We start from the raw sequence: 17,930 nt of genomic DNA, 5'->3' as shown, positions 1-17,930 counted from the left end.
GTTTGGTGGGATGGTCCTACCACCCCGCAGGACGGGTGACCACGGCGGCGGCTGAAGGGGTGGGCGCCGCCCACGGACGGAAGGTTGATGGACTGATGGGGAACACGGGGAACACGGGGGACACGGGGGACACGGGGAAGAGCCGGCCCGGCAAGAAGGCGATGCGGTACGCCGTGCCCGTGGCGGTGGCCGCCGTCACGGTGGCGAGCGTCGGCCTCGTCCCGGCCCTCGCCGAGAGCGGTGACCCGGAGCTGCCCGAGATCACCGCCGAGGAGCTGGTCGCCAAGATCGCGGCGTCCGATGTCCAGCGGCTCTCCGGCACCGTCGAGATCAGCTCCGACCTGGGCATCCCGGGGCTGCCGGGCGGCGGTGGCGGCGGCCTGTTCGGCGGCGGCCCGCACGGGGAGCGCGGGGAGCGCGGGGAGGGTGCAGCCCCCTACGACGGCGCGGCGCCGGAGGGCGAGCAGTCGCCGGCCGACCCGGCCGACAAGCTGCTGGAGCTGGCCGGCGGCGAGCACACCCTGCGCGTGGCAATCGACGGGCCAGAGCGGCAGCGGCTCTCGGTGGTCGAGGAGACCGCGGAGTACAGCCTGATCCACAACGCCGGCGAGGTGTGGGCCTACGACAGCGCCAGCGACACCGCCTACCACGCCGAGGCCCCCGAGGGCGGCGCGGAGCGGGAGCGGCCCGCCCCCGGCCCGCAGGACCTCACCCCGGGGGAGGCCGCCGAGCAGCTCCTGGGCGCGGTGGACGACACGACGGCCGTCCGGGTCGAGGGCACCACCACCGTCGCCGGGCGCGACGCCTACGAGCTGGCCGTCGCGCCGAAGGACGCCGCCCACTCCACGGTCGAGGCGGTGCGCATCGCGGTGGACGCCGAGAACGGCACCCCGCTGCGCTTCGCGCTGGACGCCGGGGACGGCGGCGCGCCGCTGGTGGAGGCCGCCTACACGGAGGTCGACTTCGGCAAGCCCGCGGCCGAGCTGTTCACGTTCACCCCGCCGAAGGGCACGGAGGTCACCGAGGCCGACGAGTGGGACGCGGCCGAGGGGCCCGCCGGGGGCCACGGCGCGGGCGGCGTGAACGGCCTGCCCGGGCTGGGCTCCCTCGCGGAGCTCGGCGGGGACGTCGAGGTCGTCGGCGAGGGCTGGAGCAGCGTCGTCAAGATCGCCGCGCCCCCCGGCGTGGTGGGCGAGGGCGCCGGGCTGGGCTCCCCCGAGGCCGACGGGTTCCTGGACAAGCTCACCGAACGGGTCGAGGGCGACTTCGGCACCGGCCGGGTGTTCGGCACCCGCCTGGTGAACGCCATGCTCACCGACGACGGCACGGTCTACCTCGGCGCCGTCACCAAGGACGGGCTGGTCGAGGCCGCCAACGCGGGCTGACGCACCGCACCGCACCGGGACGAGGAGAGACGTTGGACGTGCCGCCCACCGCTGAGCCGGCCGTGGAGGCCCGCGGGCTCAGCAAGCGCTACCGCGGTGGTCAGCTCGCGGTGGACGGCCTGGACCTGCGCGTGCCGCGCGGGAGCGTCTTCGGCTTCCTCGGCCCCAACGGGTCGGGCAAGACCACCACGATCCGGATGCTGCTCGGCCTGATCGAGCCCACCGCCGGAACCGCCGCGCTGCTGGGCCGCCCGATGCCCCGGGACGCCCGGCGCGTGCTGCCCGCGGTGGGCGCGCTGATCGAGGGCCCCGCGCTCTACGGGTTCCTGACCGGGCGGGACAACCTCGCCCGGTTCGACGCCGCCGACCCCACCGCCGATCCGGCCACCCGCCGCGCCCGCATCGACGCCGCCCTGGGCCGGGTGGGGCTGGGCGCGGCCGCCGGCAAGCGGGCCAAGGCGTACTCGCTGGGCATGAAGCAGCGCCTCGGTCTGGCCGCGGCCCTGCTCCAGCCGCGCGAGCTGCTGGTGCTGGACGAGCCCACCAACGGCCTCGACCCGCAGGGCATGCGGGAGATGCGCGCGCTCGTCCGGGAGCTGGCCGGGGAGGGCATCACCGTCTTCCTCTCCTCCCACCTGCTGGACGAGGTCGAACAGGTGTGCACGCACACCGCCGTGATGGCGCGCGGCCGGCTGCTCACCCAGGGCCCGGTCGCGCAGTTGGCGGCGGGCGTGCGCGGCCGGCTCGCGGTCACCACGCCGGACGCGGCGGACGCGGCCCGGGTGCTGCGGGAGCACGGCGTGACGGGGCTGAGCGTCGCCGGGGACCAGGTCACCGGCGACCCGCCGGACGCCGCCGGGACGGGCGGCGCGGGCGCCGGGGGCGCGCGCCCCGTGGACCTCGCCGACCTCAACGCCGCGCTCGTCGGGGCGGGCGTCCGCGTCCGGGCCTTCGGGGTGGAGCGCGGCACCCTGGAGGACGCCTTCGTCGCGCTGACCGGGGAGGGTTTCGATGTCGCCGGCTGAACCGGCCACCGCCGCGTCCGAGGGGGCCGCCACCGGGCCGCGGTCGGCGCCCCCGTCCGCGGCCCGGTGGTGGTGGACGTTCGGCCTGCTCCGCAGCGAGCTGGGCGTCACGCTGCGGCGCTGGCGCACCCTGGCCCTGCTGGGCATCCTCGCCGCGCTGCCCGTCCTGATCGGCATCGCCGTGAAGGTGGAGACCGGGGACGGCGGCGGCTCCGGCGGCGGCGAGGGCCCGGCCTTCATCCACCAGGTGACGAACAACGGCCTCTTCCTCGTCTTCACCGCGCTCGCCGCGACGCTGCCGTTCTTCCTGCCGATGACGGTCGGGGTGGTCGCCGGGGACTCCGTGGCCGGGGAGGCCGCCGCGGGGACGCTGCGCTACCTGCTCGTCGCCCCCGCGGGCCGCAGCAGGCTGCTGCTGGCCAAGTTCGCCTCCGTCGTCGTGTTCTGCCTGCTGGCCACGCTCGTCGTCGCGGCCTCGGCGCTCCTGGTGGGCGTCGCGCTGTTCCCGGTCGGGGACGTCACGCTGCTGTCCGGCGTCACCGTCTCCTTCGGCGAGGGCCTGCTGCGCGCGCTGGCGATCGCGCTCGCGGTGACCGTCTCGCTGCTGGGCCTGGCCGCGCTCGGGCTGTTCGTCTCCACGCTCACCGGCAGCGGCATCGCGGCGATGTCCGCGACGGTGGGCCTGCTGATCACGGTGCAGATCCTCGCCGTCATCCCGCAGCTCGACGCCCTGCACCCCTACCTGTTCCCCTACCACTGGCTGTCCTTCGCCGACCTGCTGCGCGCCCCGGTGCTGTGGGACGACGTGCTGGCCAACGCGGGGCTCCAGGCGCTCTACGTCGCCGTCTTCGGCAGCGCCGCCTGGGCCCGGTTCACCAGCCGCGACATCGCCGCGTGAGCCCGGGTGCGCCCGGCACGTCCGGCACGGGCGTCGGGCGCGGGGCCGGGTCAGGCCCCGCGGCGCGGCAGGGCCGGGCCGGCCGGGGCCTGGGGGACGTCCTGCGGGGTGACGTCGGCGGCCTTGCGCCGGGCCGCGCGCAGCACCGCGCGGTTGCGGCCCGCGGTGCGCAGGGCGTCGTACGTCAGCAGGCACAGCGCGCCCCACACCAGCAGGAACCCGGCCCAGCGCTCGGGCGGCATCCGCTCGTCGAAGACGAACAGGCCGAGCAGGAACATCGAGGTCGGCGCCAGGTACTGGAGCAGCCCGATCGTGGACAGCGGCACGCGCATCGCCGCGGCGCCGAAGAAGATCAGCGGCAGCGCCGTGACGAGACCGGCGCCCCCCAGCAGCAGCGCGTGCGGCCAGCCCTCGGTGGTGAACGTCGACTCGCCGCGGACCCCGAGCAGGACGACGAAGCCGGCGGCGGGCAGGAACTGGAGCACCGAGTCGGCGCTGAAGCCCTCCAGCCCGTCCAGCTTCGTCTGCTTCTTGGTGAAGCCGTAGAAGGCGAACGTGACGGCCAGTGTCAGCGAGATCCAGGGCACCTGGCCGTAGGCGACGGTCATCACCGTCACCGCCAGGGCGCCGATCCCCACCGCCGTCCACTGCAGCGGGCGCAGCCGCTCCCGCAGCAGCAGCACGCCCAGCGCGATCGTGACCAGGGGGTTGATGAAGTAGCCGAGCGAGGCCTCCAGCACCCGCCCGGCGTTGACGGCCCAGATGAACAGGTACCAGTTGACCGATATGAGCGTCGCGGACAGGACGACCAGCCCCAGGCGGCGGGGCTGGCGCAGCAGGGGGCGGACCCAGTCCCAGCGGCGCACGCACACCAGGATCAGCACGGCGGTCGGCAGCGACCACACCATGCGGTGCGCCAGGACCTCGGCGGCCGGGGTCGAGGCCAGCAGGTGCCAGTAGAGCGGCAGCAGACCCCACATCCCGTACGCGGCGACCCCGTACAGCAGCCCGGTGCGGCTGTCGCTCGACCCCGACACGGTCCCTCCTCACGTGGCGCTCTGCTCTGCTCCATCCGAAGGTAACCGCGAACCAGGCCGTTGTCATTCCCGTTCCGCGTGACACTCCTGTCCCACCCGGAACATCCCGTGCCCGCCTCCCGCCGCGCCGCCGCGCCCCGTCCCCGCGCGCCGCCGTCTCCCGGCCGGCCTCGCGCGGGGACGGGCCGGGCCGGAGACGCGGCAGGGCCCGCACCCCGGGGGGTGCGGGCCCTGCCGGTGGCCGGGTCGGGGGGTCAGCCGACGACCGTCCAGGTGTCCTTGCCGTGCAGGAGCGCGGAGAGGTCGCCCTTGCCGTTCTGCTCGACGGCCGCTTCGAGCTGGTCGGCCAGGAGGGTGTCGTAGACGGGCCGCCGGACGCTGCGGAAGACGCCGATGGGCGTGTGGTGCAGCGTGTCGGGGTCGGCCAGCCGGGACAGGGCGAACGCCGTCGTGGGCGAGGCGGCGCCCGCGTCGTGGACGAGGATGCCGTCGGTGCCGTGCTCGGCGACGTCCACCACCCGCAGGTCGCCGGTGGCCGGGTCGCGCACGACGCCCTTGCCGCCCAGGCCGTCCTCGGCGGGGGCGCCGAACCGGACGGGTTCGCCGTCCTGGAGGCGGATGACCGCTTCCAGGGCCTGCTGCTTGTCCTTGAGCACCTCGAACGCGCCGTCGTTGAAGATGTTGCAGTTCTGGTAGATCTCCACCAGGGCGGTGCCGGGGTGCTCGGCGGCCTGCCGCAGCACGTCGGTCAGGTGCTTGCGGTCGGAGTCCACCGTGCGCGCGACGAACGACGCCTCGGCGCCGATGGCGAGCGAGACGGGGTTGAAGGGGGCGTCCAGCGAGCCCATCGGGGTGGACTTGGTGATCTTGCCCGCCTCGGAGGTCGGGCTGTACTGGCCCTTGGTCAGCCCGTAGATCCGGTTGTTGAACAGCAGGATCTTCAGGTTGACGTTGCGGCGCAGGGCGTGGATGAGGTGGTTGCCGCCGATGGACAGCGCGTCGCCGTCACCGGTGACCACCCACACCGACAGGTCCCGCCGGGAGGCGGCGAGCCCCGTGGCGATGGCCGGGGCGCGGCCGTGGATGGAGTGCATCCCGTAGGTGTTCATGTAGTACGGGAAGCGGGAGGAGCACCCGATGCCGGAGACGAAGACGATGTTCTCCTTCGCCAGTCCCAGCTCCGGCAGGAAGCCCTGCACGGCGGCCAGCACGGCGTAGTCGCCGCACCCGGGGCACCAGCGCACCTCCTGGTCGGACTTGAAGTCCTTGGCCGACTGGGCGGCGTCGGCCTTCGGCACCAGGGACAGCGCGTGGGAGGGCTGGACGGGGCCATGGGTGAGGGTGTCAGCCATGGTCGATGGCCTCCTTGATGACGTCGTGGAGCTGCTCGGCCTTGAAGGGCAGGCCGCGCACCTGGGTGTAGGGCTGGGCGTCCACCAGGTAGGTGGCCCGCAGCAGCAGCGCGAGCTGGCCGAGGTTCATCTCCGGCACGATCACCTTGTCGTACTGGCGCAGCACCGTGCCGAGGTTGGCCGGGAACGGGTTGAGGTGGCGCAGGTGGGCCTGGGCGACGACGTCGCCGCCCCGCCGGACGCGGCGCACCGCGGCGGTGATCGGGCCGTAGGTCGAGCCCCAGCCGAGCACGAGCACCTTCGCCCCGCCGGAGGGGTCGTCCACGGTGATGTCCGGCACCTGGACACCGTCGACCTTGGCCTGCCGGGTGCGGACCATCAGCTCGTGGTTGGCCGGGTCGTACGAGATGTTGCCCGACCCGTCCTGCTTCTCGATGCCGCCCACCCGGTGCTCCAGCCCCGGTGTGCCCGGGACGGCCCAGGGGCGGGCCAGCGTCTGCGGGTCGCGCTTGTAGGGCCAGAAGACGTCGGTGCCGTCGTCCAGGGTGTGGTTGGTGGTCGTGGCGAACTGGGTGCGCAGGTCCGGCAGTTCGTCGGGCTCCGGGATGCGCCACGGCTCGGAGCCGTTGGCCAGGTAGCCGTCGGAGAGCAGGAACACCGGGGTGCGGTAGGTGAGCGCGATGCGCGCGGCGTCCAGGGCGGCGGTGAAGCACTCCGCCGGCGTGGCCGGGGCCACGATCGGCACCGGTGCCTCGCCGTTGCGGCCGTACATCGCCTGGAGCAGATCGGCCTGCTCCGTCTTCGTGGGCAGGCCGGTCGAGGGGCCGCCGCGCTGGACGTCGACCACGATCATCGGCAGCTCCAGGGAGACCGCCAGGCCGATCGTCTCGGACTTCAGCGCCACCCCGGGGCCCGAGGTCGTGGTCACCGCGAGGGCGCCGCCGAAGGCCGCGCCCAGTGCCGCCCCGATCCCGGCGATCTCGTCCTCCGCCTGGAAGGTGCGCACGCCGAAGTTCTTGTGCTTGCTCAGCTCGTGCAGGATGTCGGACGCCGGGGTGATGGGGTAGGACCCCAGGAACAGCGGCAGGTCCGCCTGTTGAGACGCGGCGACCAGTCCGTAAGACAGGGCCAGGTTGCCGGAGATGTTGCGGTACGTCCCCGCCGGGAAGGCCTGGGACGCGGGCGCCACCTCGTAGGAGACGGCGAAGTCCTCCGTCGTCTCACCGAAGTTCCACCCCGCGCGGAAGGCCGCCACGTTGGCGTCGGCGATCTGCGGCTTCTTGGCGAACTTGCGGCGCAGGAACCGCTCGGTCCCCTCGGTCGGCCGGTGGTACATCCACGACAGCAGGCCCAGCGCGAACATGTTCTTCGACCGGCCCGCCTCCTTGCGGCCGAGGTCGAACTCCTTGAGCGCCTCGACGGTCAGCGTGGTCAGCGGCACCGGGTGGACCGAGTAGCCGTCGAGCGAACCGTCCTCCAGGGGCGAGGCGGCGTAGCCGACCTTCGCCATCGCGCGCTTGGTGAACTCGTCGGTGTTGACGATGATCTCGGCCCCGCGCGGCAGGTCCGCGATGTTGGCCTTCAGGGCCGCGGGGTTCATCGCCACGAGCACGTTCGGCGCGTCCCCGGGCGTGAGGATGTCGTGGTCGGCGAAGTGGAGCTGGAACGAGGACACTCCGGGCAGCGTTCCGGCGGGTGCGCGGATCTCCGCGGGGAAGTTCGGCAGCGTCGACAAGTCGTTGCCGAACGACGCGGTCTCCGACGTGAAGCGATCCCCCGTGAGCTGCATACCGTCACCGGAATCCCCCGCGAACCGGATCACCACCCGATCCAGGCGCCGGACTTCCTTGGCGCTGTCTTGACTGACCTGACTGGTCACGTGCGTGGACCTCCCTCGGGCCGGCGGGCTCGGGTCCATCGTACGTGGATGTAAGGTTCGCCTACCCTGGTTCGCTCACATACCGGACCAGTAAATGAGACGCGGTGTCCGAGTGCCGGAAAGGTGCCGGGGGTGACCCCCGCGGTCGGCCCCCGGGCCCCTGAGCTGCCCGGACGGCCCAAAGGGGCGGTCGCGCCCGGCAGATCCGCGCCCGTCGGCGGCGTCCTGCGGCATGTCACGACTTGAGGTAGGTGAGCACGGCGAGCACCCTGCGGTGATCTGCGTCACTCTGCGCCAGGCCCAGCTTCATGAAGATGTTGCTGATGTGCTTCTCCACCGCGCCGTCGCTGACCACCATCCGCCGCGCGATCGCACCGTTCGTCCGGCCCTCCGCCATCAGAGTGAGCACCTCGCGCTCGCGCGGGGTGAGGACGCCCAGCACATCGCGCTTGCGGCTGCGGCCCAGGAGCTGCGCCACCACCTCCGGGTCGAGGGCGGTGCCGCCCCGCGCGACGCGGACCACCGCGTCCACGAAGTCGCGCACCTCGGCCACCCGGTCCTTCAGCAGATAGCCCACGCCGCTGGTGGACCCGGCCAGCAGCTCGGTGGCGTACTGCTCCTCGACGTACTGCGACAGCACCAGCACGCCCAGGTCCGGGAACGCGCCGCGCAGCTCCACGGCGGCGCGCAGCCCCTCGTCGGTGTGGGACGGCGGCATGCGCACGTCCGCCACCACGACGTCGGGCAGGGCGCCGCCGGCTGCCAGCTCCCGCACCGTCTTCAGCAGCGCCTCGCCGTCCCCGACCCCGGCGACCACCTCGTGGCCCCGGTCGGTCAGCAGCCGCGTCAGCCCCTCGCGCAGCAGCACCGAGTCCTCGGCGATGATCACGCGCACGCTGTGCTCCATGGTCTTCTCGGCCCCCAGCCCCGCTCCCGTCCCGACCGCACCAGCATCCCAGACCGGCGCCCGGAGGCGGCGGGCGCGGACGGGGAGGCGGGCCCGGCCCGCCGCACGCCTCCGGGCCCGTGCCCGGTCGTCGGGCGTTCGCGGCCGGCGCCCGGTTGCCCCGCTTCCCCGCCCGGCGCCCGGCCGCCCTGCGTCGCCGCCCGGCGCTCGGTTGTCCCGCGTCCCCGTGGTGCCCCGCGCCGTGCGTCGGCACGGCTCAGTCGGGGTCGCGCCAGGGGAGTTCGGCGGTGATGGTGGTGGGGCCGCCGGTGGGGGAGTGGATGAGGAGGAGTCCGTCGACGGATTGGAGGCGGTGGGTGAGGCCGGTGAGTCCGGTGCCGTGGTGGGGGTTGGCGCCGCCGTGTCCGTTGTCGGTGACGTGGATGAGGAGGCGGTTGTCGGTTTTCCACAGTTCGATGTGGGCGTGGGTGGCGTGGCTGTGTTTGCTGATGTTCTGGAGGAGTTCGCTGATGGTGAAGTAGGCGATGGATTCGGTGGCGGGGGCGGGTCGGTGGGGGAGGTCGGTGTGGAGGGTGGTGGGGGTGGTGCAGCGGGTGGTGAGGGTTTGGAGTGCGGGGCCCAGGCCGCGGTGGGTGAGGATGGCGGGGTGGATGCCGCGGGCGAGGTCGCGGAGTTCTTGGAGGGCGAGTTTGATCTCGTGGTGGGCGGTGTCGACCATGCGGGCGGCGGTGTGGGGGTCGTGGGTGAGGTTCTCTTTGGCGATGCCGAGGTTCATGGCGAGGTGGACCAGGCGGGCCTGGGCGCCGTCGTGGAGGTCGCGTTCGATGCGGCGCAGGTCGGCGCTGGCGGTGTCCGTCACCGCCGCCCGACCCGCCTCCAGGGCCGCGATGCGCCGCTCCAGCTCGTCGGAGGGGGCCAGCAGGTAGCGCACCAGCGCGCGGTCGACGTGCGTGAGCCAGCGCGCCAGCCAGGGCAGCGCCGGCCAGGCGAGGAAGAGCGCCACGAAGGTGACAAAGAAGGTGAACGGCCCCCAGGGCAGCCGGATCGTGGCGTACAGCGCGTACCGCCAGGCGACCGGGTCCTTCAGCGTCGCCCACACCCAGGCCCCCACCCCGCCGTGCGTGCGGTGCCGGAGCGGGGTGGGCTCCTCGACGTGCACGTCCAGCAGCGCCCGCGCCCGGGCCCGCTCCGCCTTCCCCAACTGGCGGCAGCCCATCAGCCCGAGCGTCAGCACCGGCAGCCCGACGACGGTGACGGCCAGCAGCACCCCCGCGTACAGCCAGGCGGCCACGAACGTGAAGGCGACGACGTCCACGGGGAGGTTGGCCAGCAGGTGGACGATCTCCCGCCAGGTGCCGCCGCTCAGCACGGCGCGCGGCGGGGCCGGCTCGGCGACGGGGCCGCGGTCGGTGCTCATGGGCCCCAGCCTGCCCGGCCCGCACCGCGCCCCGCCATGGGGCTCCTCCGCCGCCCCGGGTGGGGATAACCCCACCCCGGGCGGCCGACCGCCGCGGACCACCCTGGAGCGGCGCGGCCCGGTGGCCGTATCGTGTTGCGGCACCGGCGGCGGCGCACCGAGGGGCCCGGGGCCGCGGCAGCGGCCAGCCCCGGTCGTGCCGGGCAGCCAGGGCTCGGTCGGCGCCCGGCTCGACGTCGAGACCTACCGCGTCCTGATGACCTCGCTGCGCCGCTACTTCGGCACCACCGTCGTGGACTGCGAGACGCTCCCCGCCGAGGTGGCCCGCACCGCGCTGACGACGACGCACGCCCGCGTGCTGGTCAGCCCCGCCACGGTCGAGGGCGTGGCCGCGACGCGCACCGTGCTCGACTGGATCGACGGCCTGCACCGCGCCCTGCTGCCCACGACGGCCGTCGTGCTCACCCACGCCACGCCGGACACCACGCTGGACGCCGCCGACGCCGCGCGCTACCTGGAGTCCGGCGGCGCGCGGGTGCTCACCCTGCCCTACGACCGGCACCTGGCGGCGGGCGGCGCGGTGCGCACGGGCCTGCTCGGGCAGGGCGCGCGCGAGGCCTCCGCCCGGCTCGCGGCGACGGTGATGGACCGCGCCGCCGCCCGCGCCACCCGCCCCGGACGCGCTCCGGGCACCCCGCCCCCCGGGGCGGCGCCGGACCCGGGCCGCTGAGCGCCGCGCCGGTGAGACGGGGCCGGTGAGACGCGGCCGGGGACGGCGAACCGCACGGGCGGGGCGGGCGCCGTGGCGCCGTGGGGCGCGGGGGCGCGGGGACCGGAAGGCGAACGCGCCGGACCGCGGGCGGCGGCGCCGGGTGTGGGACGGCCGGGCGGGTGGGACGGCCGGGCGGCGCCGCCCGGCCGTGAGACGGCACCCCCGCGCCGGGCGGCCAGGGCCTAGACTCCCGTCCGTACAGATCGTCGAACGCCAGCGCACAGACAGGGACGGACAGGACGGTGCCGGACTACTTCCACGGCTATGCGGTCGTCGGCCTGGTCGCGGTCGTCGGCGTGCTCTTCGTCGCCGTGGCCTTCGCGGGCGGCGCGCTGCTGCGCCCGGTCGCGCCGACCCGCGAGAAGCTGCTCCCCTACGAGTGCGGTGTCGACCCGGTGGGCGAGGGCTGGGCGCACACCCAGGTCCGCTACTACGTCTACGCCTTCCTCTACGTGATCTTCGCGATCGACTCGATCTTCCTGTTCCCGTGGGCGACGGTGTTCGCCTCCTTCGGCGCGGTCACCCTGGTGGAGATGTTCGTCTTCCTCGGCCTGCTCGCCGTGGGCCTGCTCTACGCCTGGAAGAAGGGCGTCCTCACATGGACGTGACACGCGCCGACCTCCCGATGCCGCGCCGCCTGGGCACGCTGGCCAAGCTCGCGCCCGAGCCGATGAAGGTCGTGCTCAACTGGGGCCGCCGCTACAGCCTGTGGGTGTTCAACTTCGGGCTCGCCTGCTGCGCCATCGAGTTCATCGCCGCCTCCATGGCCCGGCACGACTTCATCCGGCTGGGCGTCATCCCGTTCGCGCCGGGCCCGCGCCAGGCCGACCTGATGGTCGTCTCCGGCACGCTGACGGACAAGATGGCCCCGGCCGTCAAGCGGCTCTACGAGCAGATGCCCGAGCCCAAGTACGTCATCTCCTTCGGCGCCTGCGCCAACTGCGGCGGCCCCTACTGGGACTCCTACGCGGTGACCAAGGGCGTCGACCAGATCATCCCCGTGGACGTCTACGTGCCCGGCTGCCCACCGCGCCCCGAGGCACTGCTCCAGGGCATCCTCAAGCTCCAGGAGAAGATCGCCGCCGAGTCCCTCGGCGAGCGCTACGGCTCCGCCCGGCCGTCCACGGCCGCGCTGACCAGCGATCTGGTGCGCAGGCCGGAGGACGGTCGATGAGCCCCGCCGTCGGCTGGCTGCCCCGCGCGGCCGAGGAGCTGTTCGGCGCCGGGGCCCGCGCGGAGGAGGCGTACGAGCTGCTCACGGTCGACGTCCCGGCCGAGGCGTGGACGGACGCGCTGCGCACCGCTCGCGACGAGCTGGGCTGCACCTTCTTCGACTGGCTCAGCGCGGTGGACGAGCCCGGCACCGGCTTCCTGGTGTGCGCGCACGTGGCCGCGCTGCCCGGCGCGGGGGGCGCGGGGCATGCGGACGGTTCGGGCGGTGCGGACGGTGGCGGTGCGACGGTACGGCGGCTGGTGCTGCGCACCACCGTGCCGCACGACGCGCCCGCCCTGCCCACCGCCACCGGCGTCTACGCCGGGGCGGGCTGGCACGAGCGGGAGACGCACGAGATGTTCGGCGTCGACTTCACCGGCCACCCGGGGCTGACGCCGCTGCTGCTGCCGGACGGTTTCGAGGGCCACCCGCTGCGCAAGGACTTCGTGCTCGCGGCGCGGGTGGCGAAGGCGTGGCCCGGGGCGAAGGAACCGGGGGAGTCGGAGCACGGCGGGCCCAAGCGGCGCCAGATGCTGCCGCCCGGCGTGCCCGACCCGAACGAGTGGGGGCCGCTGAAGGGGCAGCTCCCGCCCGCGCCCGCCCGGGCGGCCCGCCCCGCCCGCGGCCGCGCGGCCCCCGGCGACCGCCCGCCCCGCCGCACCCGCTCGGCCTCCGCCGGCTCCGCCAGCCAGCGCACCGAGTCCGCCGAGCCCGCCGAGCCCCCCGCGTCCACCGATCCCGCCGCCTCCACCCCGCCGGGCGGGGCTACGGGCCACCGCCCGGCCCGCCCCACGCGGCGCACGCGCTCGGCGTCGGACGGCTCCGCGAGCCAGCGCGCCGAGACCGCCGCGCCGGGTGAGACCGCCGCGCCGGGCGAGGCGGCCGCGCCCGGCGCGGGTGCGGAGGCCCAGGGGGCGTCGGGGGCGTCGGGGGCGTCGGCCGGGGAGCGGGCGGGGAACCGGCCGCGTCGGCGGACCGCCGCCGACGCCCCGTGGGGCGAGGCGCCGCCGTCGGCGCAGGAGGCGCGAGCCGCCGCGCCGGCCGGGGCCGAGGAGCGGCCCGAGGCGCCGGACACGGCCGGGGCGACGCCCGCCGGGCAGGCGCAGGAGCGGGCCGCCGAGGCGGCCGACGACGCGGCCGAGGAGGCCGCCGACGACGCGGCCGCCGACGCCGCGGCACGGGGCGAGGGGCGCGAGGGCCCCGAGGAGGGCCGGCGGTGATGGACTTCCTCGACGTCGCGTGGCGGCTGGCCGCCGTGTTGCTGGCGTTCCTCACGCTGCCGCTGCTCGTCGGCCAGGCCGAGCACAAGGTCATGGCGCACATGCAGGGCCGCGTCGGCCCGATGTACGCGGGCGGCTTCCACGGCTGGGCCCAGCTCGTCGCCGACGGGGTGAAGTTCGCGCAGAAGGAGGACGTCGTCCCGGCCGCCGCCGACCGGCGGATCTTCCGGCTGGCGCCCGCCGTCGCGCTCGTCCCCTACCTGCTCGTGCTCGTCGCCATCCCGGTCGCTCCCGACGGCGGCGTCGGGCAGGTCGTGGACGCGGGCATCTTCTTCGTGCTCGCGGTGCTCGGCGTCGGCGTGCTGGGCCAGCTCATGGGCGGCTGGGCGAGCGCCAACAAGTACAGCCTGCTGGGCGGTCTGCGCACGGCGGCGCAGCTCATGGCCTACGAGCTGCCGCTGCTGCTGTCGGCCGCCTCCGTCGCGATGGCCGCGGGCACGCTGTCGCTGCCGGGCATCCTGGACGCCTGGCAGTGGTGGTGGCTGCCCTGGCAGCTCGTCGGCGCGTTCGTCTTCTTCACCGCCGGCATCGCCGAGCTGCACCGCCCGCCCTTCGACGCGCCGCTCGCCCCCGAGGAGATCGTGTTCGGTCCGCTCACCGAGTACGGCGGGCTGCGCTTCGCGCTGTTCCTGCTCGCCGAGTACGCGGGCATCGTCGTCGTCTCGGCGCTCACGGCCGTGCTCTTCCTCGGCGGCTGGCACGGGCCGTTCGCCGACGGGCTCGGCTGGCTGTGGACGCTGCTGAAGACGGCGGCGCTCAGCTTCCTGGTGATCTGGACGCGGGTGGCCTGGCCGCGCCTGCGGGCGGACCAGATCCAGCGGTTCGCCTGGACCGTGCTCGTTCCGCTCGCCCTCCTCCAGATCGCCCTCACCGGCGTCGTGAAGGTGGTGTTCGCCTGATGGGCCTCCCCGGCTCCGGCTTGGCCAAGGGCCTGGCCGTCACCCTGAAGACCATGACCCGGCGCGCGCACACCGCGCACTACCCGGACGTGCAGCCCGAGCTGCCCGCCCGCAGCCGGGGCGTGATCGGGCTGTTCGAGGAGAACTGCACGGTCTGCATGCTGTGCGCGCGCGAGTGCCCGGACTGGTGCATCTACATCGACTCGCACAAGGAGACGCTGCCGCCCGCCGCGCCCGGTGGCCGAGAGCGCAGCCGCAACGTGCTCGACCGGTTCGCCATCGACTTCTCGCTGTGCATGTACTGCGGCATCTGCATCGAGGTGTGCCCCTTCGACGCGCTGTTCTGGTCCCCGGAGTTCGAGTACGCCGAGACCGACATCCGCGACCTGACGCACGAGCGCGACACGCTGCGCGCCTGGATGTGGACGGTGCCGGAACCGCCGCCGCCGGACCCGGCCGCCGAGGAGCCGAAGGAGGTCTCCGCGGCGCGGAAGGCCGCCGACAGGGCGGCGGCCGCCCAGGCGGCCGAGGCGCGGGAGCACGCCCCCGGCCCGGACGCCGGCGCCGTGCCCGGCTCCGGCGCCGCGCCCGGTGCGCCCGACGCGGACGGGGGAGGCACCAGCGCGTGAACGCTCCCGGCTTCCTCTCGCCCACCGGCGTGGAGATCGTCTTCCTGCTGACCGGACTGGTCACCGTGGGCGCCGCGCTGGTCGCCGTCACCACGCGCCAGCTCGTGCACGCCGCGCTGTGGCTGGTCGTCGCGCTCGGCGGCATCGCGGTGGAGTACCTGCTGCTGACCGCCGAGTTCGTCGCCTGGGTGCAGGTGCTGATCTACGTCGGCTCCGTCGTCGTGCTGCTGCTGTTCGGGCTGATGCTCACCCGCGCGCCCATCGGACGCTCGCCGGACGCCGACTCCGGCAACCGCCCGGTGGCGCTCGCCGTGGCACTCGCCTCCGCCGCGACGCTGGTCACCCTCGTCGTGGACGCCTTCCGCACCGCGTGGATCGAGCTGGACCGGCCGCAGGGCGACACCCAGACCGTCGGCGAGGCGCTGTTCCGGCACTGGGTGCTGCCGTTCGAGGCGCTGTCGCTGCTGCTGCTGGCCGCGCTGGTCGGCGCGATCGTCGTCTCCCGCCGCACCACGCCGGACGGGCCGGCCGGAACGCCCGCCCCGGAGGCGGTGGCGGCGCCGGAGGCCCGGAAGGCCCAGGACGCCCAGGCTCAGGACGCCCAGGACGCCCAGGAGGCGCCGGGCGCCTCGGACGTGCCGGGAGCTCCGGAAGCGGAGGAGCGCTGATGCACCTCGTCTACCCCGCCGTCCTCGCCGCGCTGCTGTTCAGCATCGGCCTGTACGGCGTGCTGGCCCGGCGCAACGCGGTGCTGGTGCTCATCTCCGTCGAGCTGATGCTCAACGCCGTCAACCTCAACCTCGTCGCCTTCGACGTGTGGCTGCGCGACACCCTGCGGGCCGGGCAGTCCCTCACCCTGTTCACCATCGCCGTCGCGGCGGCCGAGATCGGCATCGGCCTGGCCATCGTGCTGCTCGTGTACCGCAACCGCGCCGGCTCCCACATCGACGCCCTGCGCGACCTGGCCGAGCGCCCGGCCGGCGCCCCGGGGCCCGCGGCGGACCAGCCCGGTGCCGGCGCGGCCGCGTCCGGCACCGGCGCGGCGCGGCCCGGGCAGCAGGCGGAGGCCACCGCGTGAGCACCGTCACCCTCGCCGTCCTCGTCCCCGTCCTGCCCTTCCTCGGCGCGCTCGCCGGGCTCGCGGCCGGACGCCGCGCCCCGGGGTTCGTCCGGCCGCTGGCCGTGCTGCCGACGCTGGCCGCCGCCGTCCTCGCGCTCGTCGTCGCCGTCCGGCAGGGCGGCCGCGCGCCGCTGACGGCCGCCGCCGAGCTGACGCCCACCGGCAACGCCGCGCTCCCCGTCGAGCTGGCGTTCCACCTCGACGGGGCCGCGGTGCTCGTCGCGGTGCTCGTCGGCGTCGTCGCCTCCTGCGTACAGCTCTACTCCACCGGCTACCTGCGCGACGACCCGCGCTACGCCTCCTACGCCGCGCTCGTCTCCCTCTTCACCGCCGCGATGCTGCTCGTCGTCTACAGCGACGACCTGATCGTGCTGCTCGTGGGCTGGGAGGTCATGGGCATCTGCTCCTACTTCCTGGTCGGCCACTACTGGGAGACGTCCGCCGCCCGGTCGGCGTCGCTGAAGGCCTTCCTGGTCACCAAGCTGGGCGACGTGCCGTTCCTCATCGGCATCCTGGCGCTGGCCTCGCAGGCCGGGACGTTCCGCATCTCCACGATCGTCACCCGCCTGACCTCGACCCTGTCCGACTTCGAGCTGAGCCATTCCACGCTGATCGCGCTGCTGCTGCTCGCCGGGGTGGCCGGCAAGTCGGCGCAGTTCCCGCTCCACACGTGGCTGCCGGACGCCATGGCCGGTCCGACGCCGGTCTCCGCGCTGATCCACGCGGCCACCATGGTCGCGGCGGGCGTGTACGTCGTCGGACGGCTGCTCCCGGTGTTCACCGCGTCGGCCGCCGCGCTGGTGGTCCTCGCGGTGCTGGCGGCGGTCACCATGGCCGGGTCCGCGCTGGCCGCGCTCGCGCAGGACGACGTCAAGCGGGTCCTGGCGTACTCCACCATCGGCCAGCTCGGCTACCTCGCGGGCGCGCTCGCCGTGGCCGACCGGGGCGCGGCCGTCTTCCACCTGCTCTCCCACGGCGCGTTCAAGGCGCTGCTGTTCCTGGCCGCCGGAGTGCTCATCCACGCCGCGGGCACCGGCTCGCTGACGGCCATGGCCCGGGCGGGCGGCACCGCGCGCCGCGTCCCGGACGCCTACTGGACGCTGACCATCGGGCTGCTCGCGCTCGCCGCGATCCCGCCGTTCTCCGGCTTCTTCTCCAAGGAGGCCGTCCTCGGCGCCGCCGAGCACACCGCCGTCGATCCGGACGCGGGCATTCCGGCCCTGGCCGGGTGGATCGTGCTCGTCGCCGGCCTGGTCACCGCCGTGCTCACGGCCGCCTACGCCACCCGGCTGTGGCTGCTGGCCTGCCGCGGCGAGGCCGCCACCCCGGCGCTCGCCCCGGACGCGTCGGGCGCCCCCGCGGCGCCCGCGCCGCCCGCGCCGGACGCCGGACCCGCCGCCGTCGCCCCCGCCGCCGCAGCCCCCACCGCAGCCCCCGCCGCCGTCGCCTCCGCCCCGCCGGAGCGCCTGGCCCGCGAGGCGGCGCCGGACGCCGACGCCCCCGAGCCAGGCGCCACCGAGGCGCACGCGCGGGCCGCCGACGACCCCACCGCCGTCCCCTCCGCCGAGACCGCGCTGGCCACCGGCCACGTGCCCGGGCCCGAGCGCGGCCACGCCCGGCAGCCCGCCCTCATGACCGTCGTCCTGTGGGTGCTGGCCGTGCCCTCCCTCGCCTTCGGCCTGCTCTACGACTGGCTGCCGCACTGGCTCGGCGGCGGAAGCCTGGGCCCCACCCTGGTCACCTCGGTCCTGGCCACGGCGGCCGCGGGCGTCGGCGCCCTGGTCACCTGGGGCGCGTGGCGCCAGGCCGTCGCGCGCGGCACCGCCGACCCGGCGCCCCTCCTGCTGGGGCCGCTGTGCGGGCCGGCCGCCGCCGGGTTCCGCCTGGACGCCGTCTACCGCCGCCTGTCCGTCACCCCGGTGCGCGCCGCCGCGCGCCTGGTGCGCTTCCTGGACCGCGAGGTCGTCGACGCCTACGTACGCGGCGCCGGGACGGGCGCGGGCTGGCTGGGCACCGCCGTCCGCCGCGCCCAGACCGGCAACGTCCAGACCTACCTGAGCGTCCTGTTCGCCGGCTCCCTCGTGCTGGTCCTCACCGTCGTCCTCGCGGGAGCGTGA

17 protein-coding genes are annotated in these 17,930 nt (G+C 75.0%); 12 read left to right on the top strand and 5 right to left on the bottom strand.

What is annotated here, in order from left to right; translation table 11 throughout:
* The first annotated feature begins 95 nt into the window (after positions 1 to 95).
* Genes OSB71_RS12715 through OSB71_RS12705 form a run of 3 tightly spaced genes read left to right on the top strand, consistent with a single transcriptional unit; the run spans position 96 to position 3,308 of the window.
* A complete protein-coding gene (locus OSB71_RS12715; RefSeq protein ID WP_265947656.1) occupies positions 96 to 1,385 on the top strand; it encodes a LolA family protein in 1,290 nt (429 codons plus the stop codon).
* Positions 1,386 to 1,423: 38 nt separating this feature from the next.
* Positions 1,424 to 2,410, top strand: a complete 987-nt coding sequence (locus tag OSB71_RS12710; RefSeq protein WP_265947654.1) for an ABC transporter ATP-binding protein — start codon at positions 1,424 to 1,426, stop codon at positions 2,408 to 2,410.
* Complete coding sequence (locus OSB71_RS12705) at positions 2,397 to 3,308, top strand: ABC transporter permease (RefSeq protein ID WP_265947652.1); 912 nt, start codon at positions 2,397 to 2,399, stop codon at positions 3,306 to 3,308. The genes OSB71_RS12710 and OSB71_RS12705 overlap by 14 nt, the downstream gene beginning before the upstream one ends.
* A gap of 50 nt (positions 3,309 to 3,358) precedes the next feature.
* On the opposite strand, the gene rarD is transcribed toward OSB71_RS12705, so the two are convergent.
* The 5 genes from rarD to OSB71_RS12680 all read right to left on the bottom strand — a co-directional run bounded on the left by rarD (position 3,359) and on the right by OSB71_RS12680 (position 9,900).
* The gene (rarD, locus tag OSB71_RS12700; protein WP_265947650.1) at positions 3,359 to 4,345 is read right to left on the bottom strand and encodes an EamA family transporter RarD; all 987 of its coding nucleotides are present in this window, start codon (positions 4,343 to 4,345) and stop codon (positions 3,359 to 3,361) included.
* Positions 4,346 to 4,599: 254 nt separating this feature from the next.
* The gene (locus OSB71_RS12695) at positions 4,600 to 5,697 is read right to left on the bottom strand and encodes a 2-oxoacid:ferredoxin oxidoreductase subunit beta (protein WP_265947648.1); all 1,098 of its coding nucleotides are present in this window, start codon (positions 5,695 to 5,697) and stop codon (positions 4,600 to 4,602) included.
* Entirely contained in the window at positions 5,690 to 7,615 is a 1,926-nt protein-coding gene (locus OSB71_RS12690; protein WP_265947646.1) for a 2-oxoacid:acceptor oxidoreductase subunit alpha, read from the bottom strand. The genes OSB71_RS12695 and OSB71_RS12690 overlap by 8 nt, the downstream gene beginning before the upstream one ends.
* Before the next feature lie 196 nt (positions 7,616 to 7,811).
* Positions 7,812 to 8,483, bottom strand: coding sequence for a response regulator transcription factor (locus OSB71_RS12685; protein WP_265947644.1), 672 nt, complete (start codon positions 8,481 to 8,483; stop codon positions 7,812 to 7,814).
* 256 nt (positions 8,484 to 8,739) lie between these two features.
* A complete protein-coding gene (locus OSB71_RS12680; protein WP_265947642.1) occupies positions 8,740 to 9,900 on the bottom strand; it encodes a sensor histidine kinase in 1,161 nt (386 codons plus the stop codon).
* A gap of 196 nt (positions 9,901 to 10,096) precedes the next feature.
* Here OSB71_RS12680 and OSB71_RS12675 point away from each other — a divergent pair, with 196 nt between their 5' ends.
* From OSB71_RS12675 to OSB71_RS12635, 9 genes are all read left to right on the top strand, one after another.
* The gene (locus OSB71_RS12675; protein ID WP_265947640.1) at positions 10,097 to 10,630 is read left to right on the top strand and encodes a hypothetical protein; all 534 of its coding nucleotides are present in this window, start codon (positions 10,097 to 10,099) and stop codon (positions 10,628 to 10,630) included.
* A gap of 284 nt (positions 10,631 to 10,914) precedes the next feature.
* On the top strand, positions 10,915 to 11,280 hold the full coding sequence (locus OSB71_RS12670) for an NADH-quinone oxidoreductase subunit A (RefSeq protein ID WP_265947638.1): 366 nt from the start codon (positions 10,915 to 10,917) through the stop codon (positions 11,278 to 11,280).
* Positions 11,271 to 11,846, top strand: coding sequence for an NADH-quinone oxidoreductase subunit B (locus OSB71_RS12665; RefSeq protein ID WP_265947636.1), 576 nt, complete (start codon positions 11,271 to 11,273; stop codon positions 11,844 to 11,846). Before OSB71_RS12670 ends, OSB71_RS12665 begins: the two co-directional genes overlap by 10 nt.
* On the top strand, positions 11,843 to 13,105 hold the full coding sequence (locus OSB71_RS12660) for an NADH-quinone oxidoreductase subunit C (protein ID WP_265947634.1): 1,263 nt from the start codon (positions 11,843 to 11,845) through the stop codon (positions 13,103 to 13,105). Before OSB71_RS12665 ends, OSB71_RS12660 begins: the two co-directional genes overlap by 4 nt.
* Positions 13,105 to 14,064 carry a complex I subunit 1/NuoH family protein gene (locus tag OSB71_RS12655; RefSeq protein WP_265947632.1) on the top strand — a complete coding sequence of 320 codons (960 nt, stop codon included), beginning with the start codon at positions 13,105 to 13,107 and terminating at the stop codon, positions 14,062 to 14,064. The genes OSB71_RS12660 and OSB71_RS12655 overlap by 1 nt, the downstream gene beginning before the upstream one ends.
* Entirely contained in the window at positions 14,064 to 14,693 is a 630-nt protein-coding gene (locus OSB71_RS12650) for a NuoI/complex I 23 kDa subunit family protein (RefSeq protein WP_265947630.1), read from the top strand. The genes OSB71_RS12655 and OSB71_RS12650 overlap by 1 nt, the downstream gene beginning before the upstream one ends.
* The gene (locus tag OSB71_RS12645; protein WP_265947628.1) at positions 14,690 to 15,361 is read left to right on the top strand and encodes an NADH-quinone oxidoreductase subunit J family protein; all 672 of its coding nucleotides are present in this window, start codon (positions 14,690 to 14,692) and stop codon (positions 15,359 to 15,361) included. Before OSB71_RS12650 ends, OSB71_RS12645 begins: the two co-directional genes overlap by 4 nt.
* Entirely contained in the window at positions 15,361 to 15,771 is a 411-nt protein-coding gene (nuoK, locus tag OSB71_RS12640) for an NADH-quinone oxidoreductase subunit NuoK (RefSeq protein ID WP_265947626.1), read from the top strand. Before OSB71_RS12645 ends, nuoK begins: the two co-directional genes overlap by 1 nt.
* Positions 15,768 to 17,930: an NADH-quinone oxidoreductase subunit 5 family protein gene (locus OSB71_RS12635; RefSeq protein WP_265947624.1), complete on the top strand. Its 2,163-nt coding sequence runs from the start codon at positions 15,768 to 15,770 to the stop codon at positions 17,928 to 17,930. Before nuoK ends, OSB71_RS12635 begins: the two co-directional genes overlap by 4 nt.

Origin of the sequence: Streptomyces marinisediminis (assembly GCF_026262575.1) — a bacterium.
Classification (GTDB): Bacteria; Actinomycetota; Actinomycetes; order Streptomycetales; family Streptomycetaceae; genus Streptomyces; species Streptomyces marinisediminis.
This window is presented reverse-complemented; position numbering and strand designations above follow the sequence as displayed.

Bases quoted from the DNA above. Each gene is read 5' to 3' on its own strand.
- OSB71_RS12695 (WP_265947648.1), bottom strand. From the start codon at position 5,697: ATGGCTGACACCCTCACCCATGGCCCCGTCCAGCCCTCCCACGCGCTG.
- nuoK (WP_265947626.1), top strand. From the start codon at position 15,361: ATGCACCTCGTCTACCCCGCCGTCCTCGCCGCGCTGCTGTTCAGCATC.
- OSB71_RS12705 (WP_265947652.1), top strand. From the start codon at position 2,397: ATGTCGCCGGCTGAACCGGCCACCGCCGCGTCCGAGGGGGCCGCCACC.
- OSB71_RS12685 (WP_265947644.1), bottom strand. From the start codon at position 8,483: ATGGAGCACAGCGTGCGCGTGATCATCGCCGAGGACTCGGTGCTGCTG.
- OSB71_RS12665 (WP_265947636.1), top strand. From the start codon at position 11,271: ATGGACGTGACACGCGCCGACCTCCCGATGCCGCGCCGCCTGGGCACG.
- OSB71_RS12650 (WP_265947630.1), top strand. From the start codon at position 14,064: ATGGGCCTCCCCGGCTCCGGCTTGGCCAAGGGCCTGGCCGTCACCCTG.
- OSB71_RS12715 (WP_265947656.1), top strand. From the start codon at position 96: ATGGGGAACACGGGGAACACGGGGGACACGGGGGACACGGGGAAGAGC.
- OSB71_RS12680 (WP_265947642.1), bottom strand. From the start codon at position 9,900: ATGAGCACCGACCGCGGCCCCGTCGCCGAGCCGGCCCCGCCGCGCGCC.
- OSB71_RS12655 (WP_265947632.1), top strand. From the start codon at position 13,105: ATGGACTTCCTCGACGTCGCGTGGCGGCTGGCCGCCGTGTTGCTGGCG.
- OSB71_RS12660 (WP_265947634.1), top strand. From the start codon at position 11,843: ATGAGCCCCGCCGTCGGCTGGCTGCCCCGCGCGGCCGAGGAGCTGTTC.
- OSB71_RS12690 (WP_265947646.1), bottom strand. From the start codon at position 7,615: ATGGACCCGAGCCCGCCGGCCCGAGGGAGGTCCACGCACGTGACCAGT.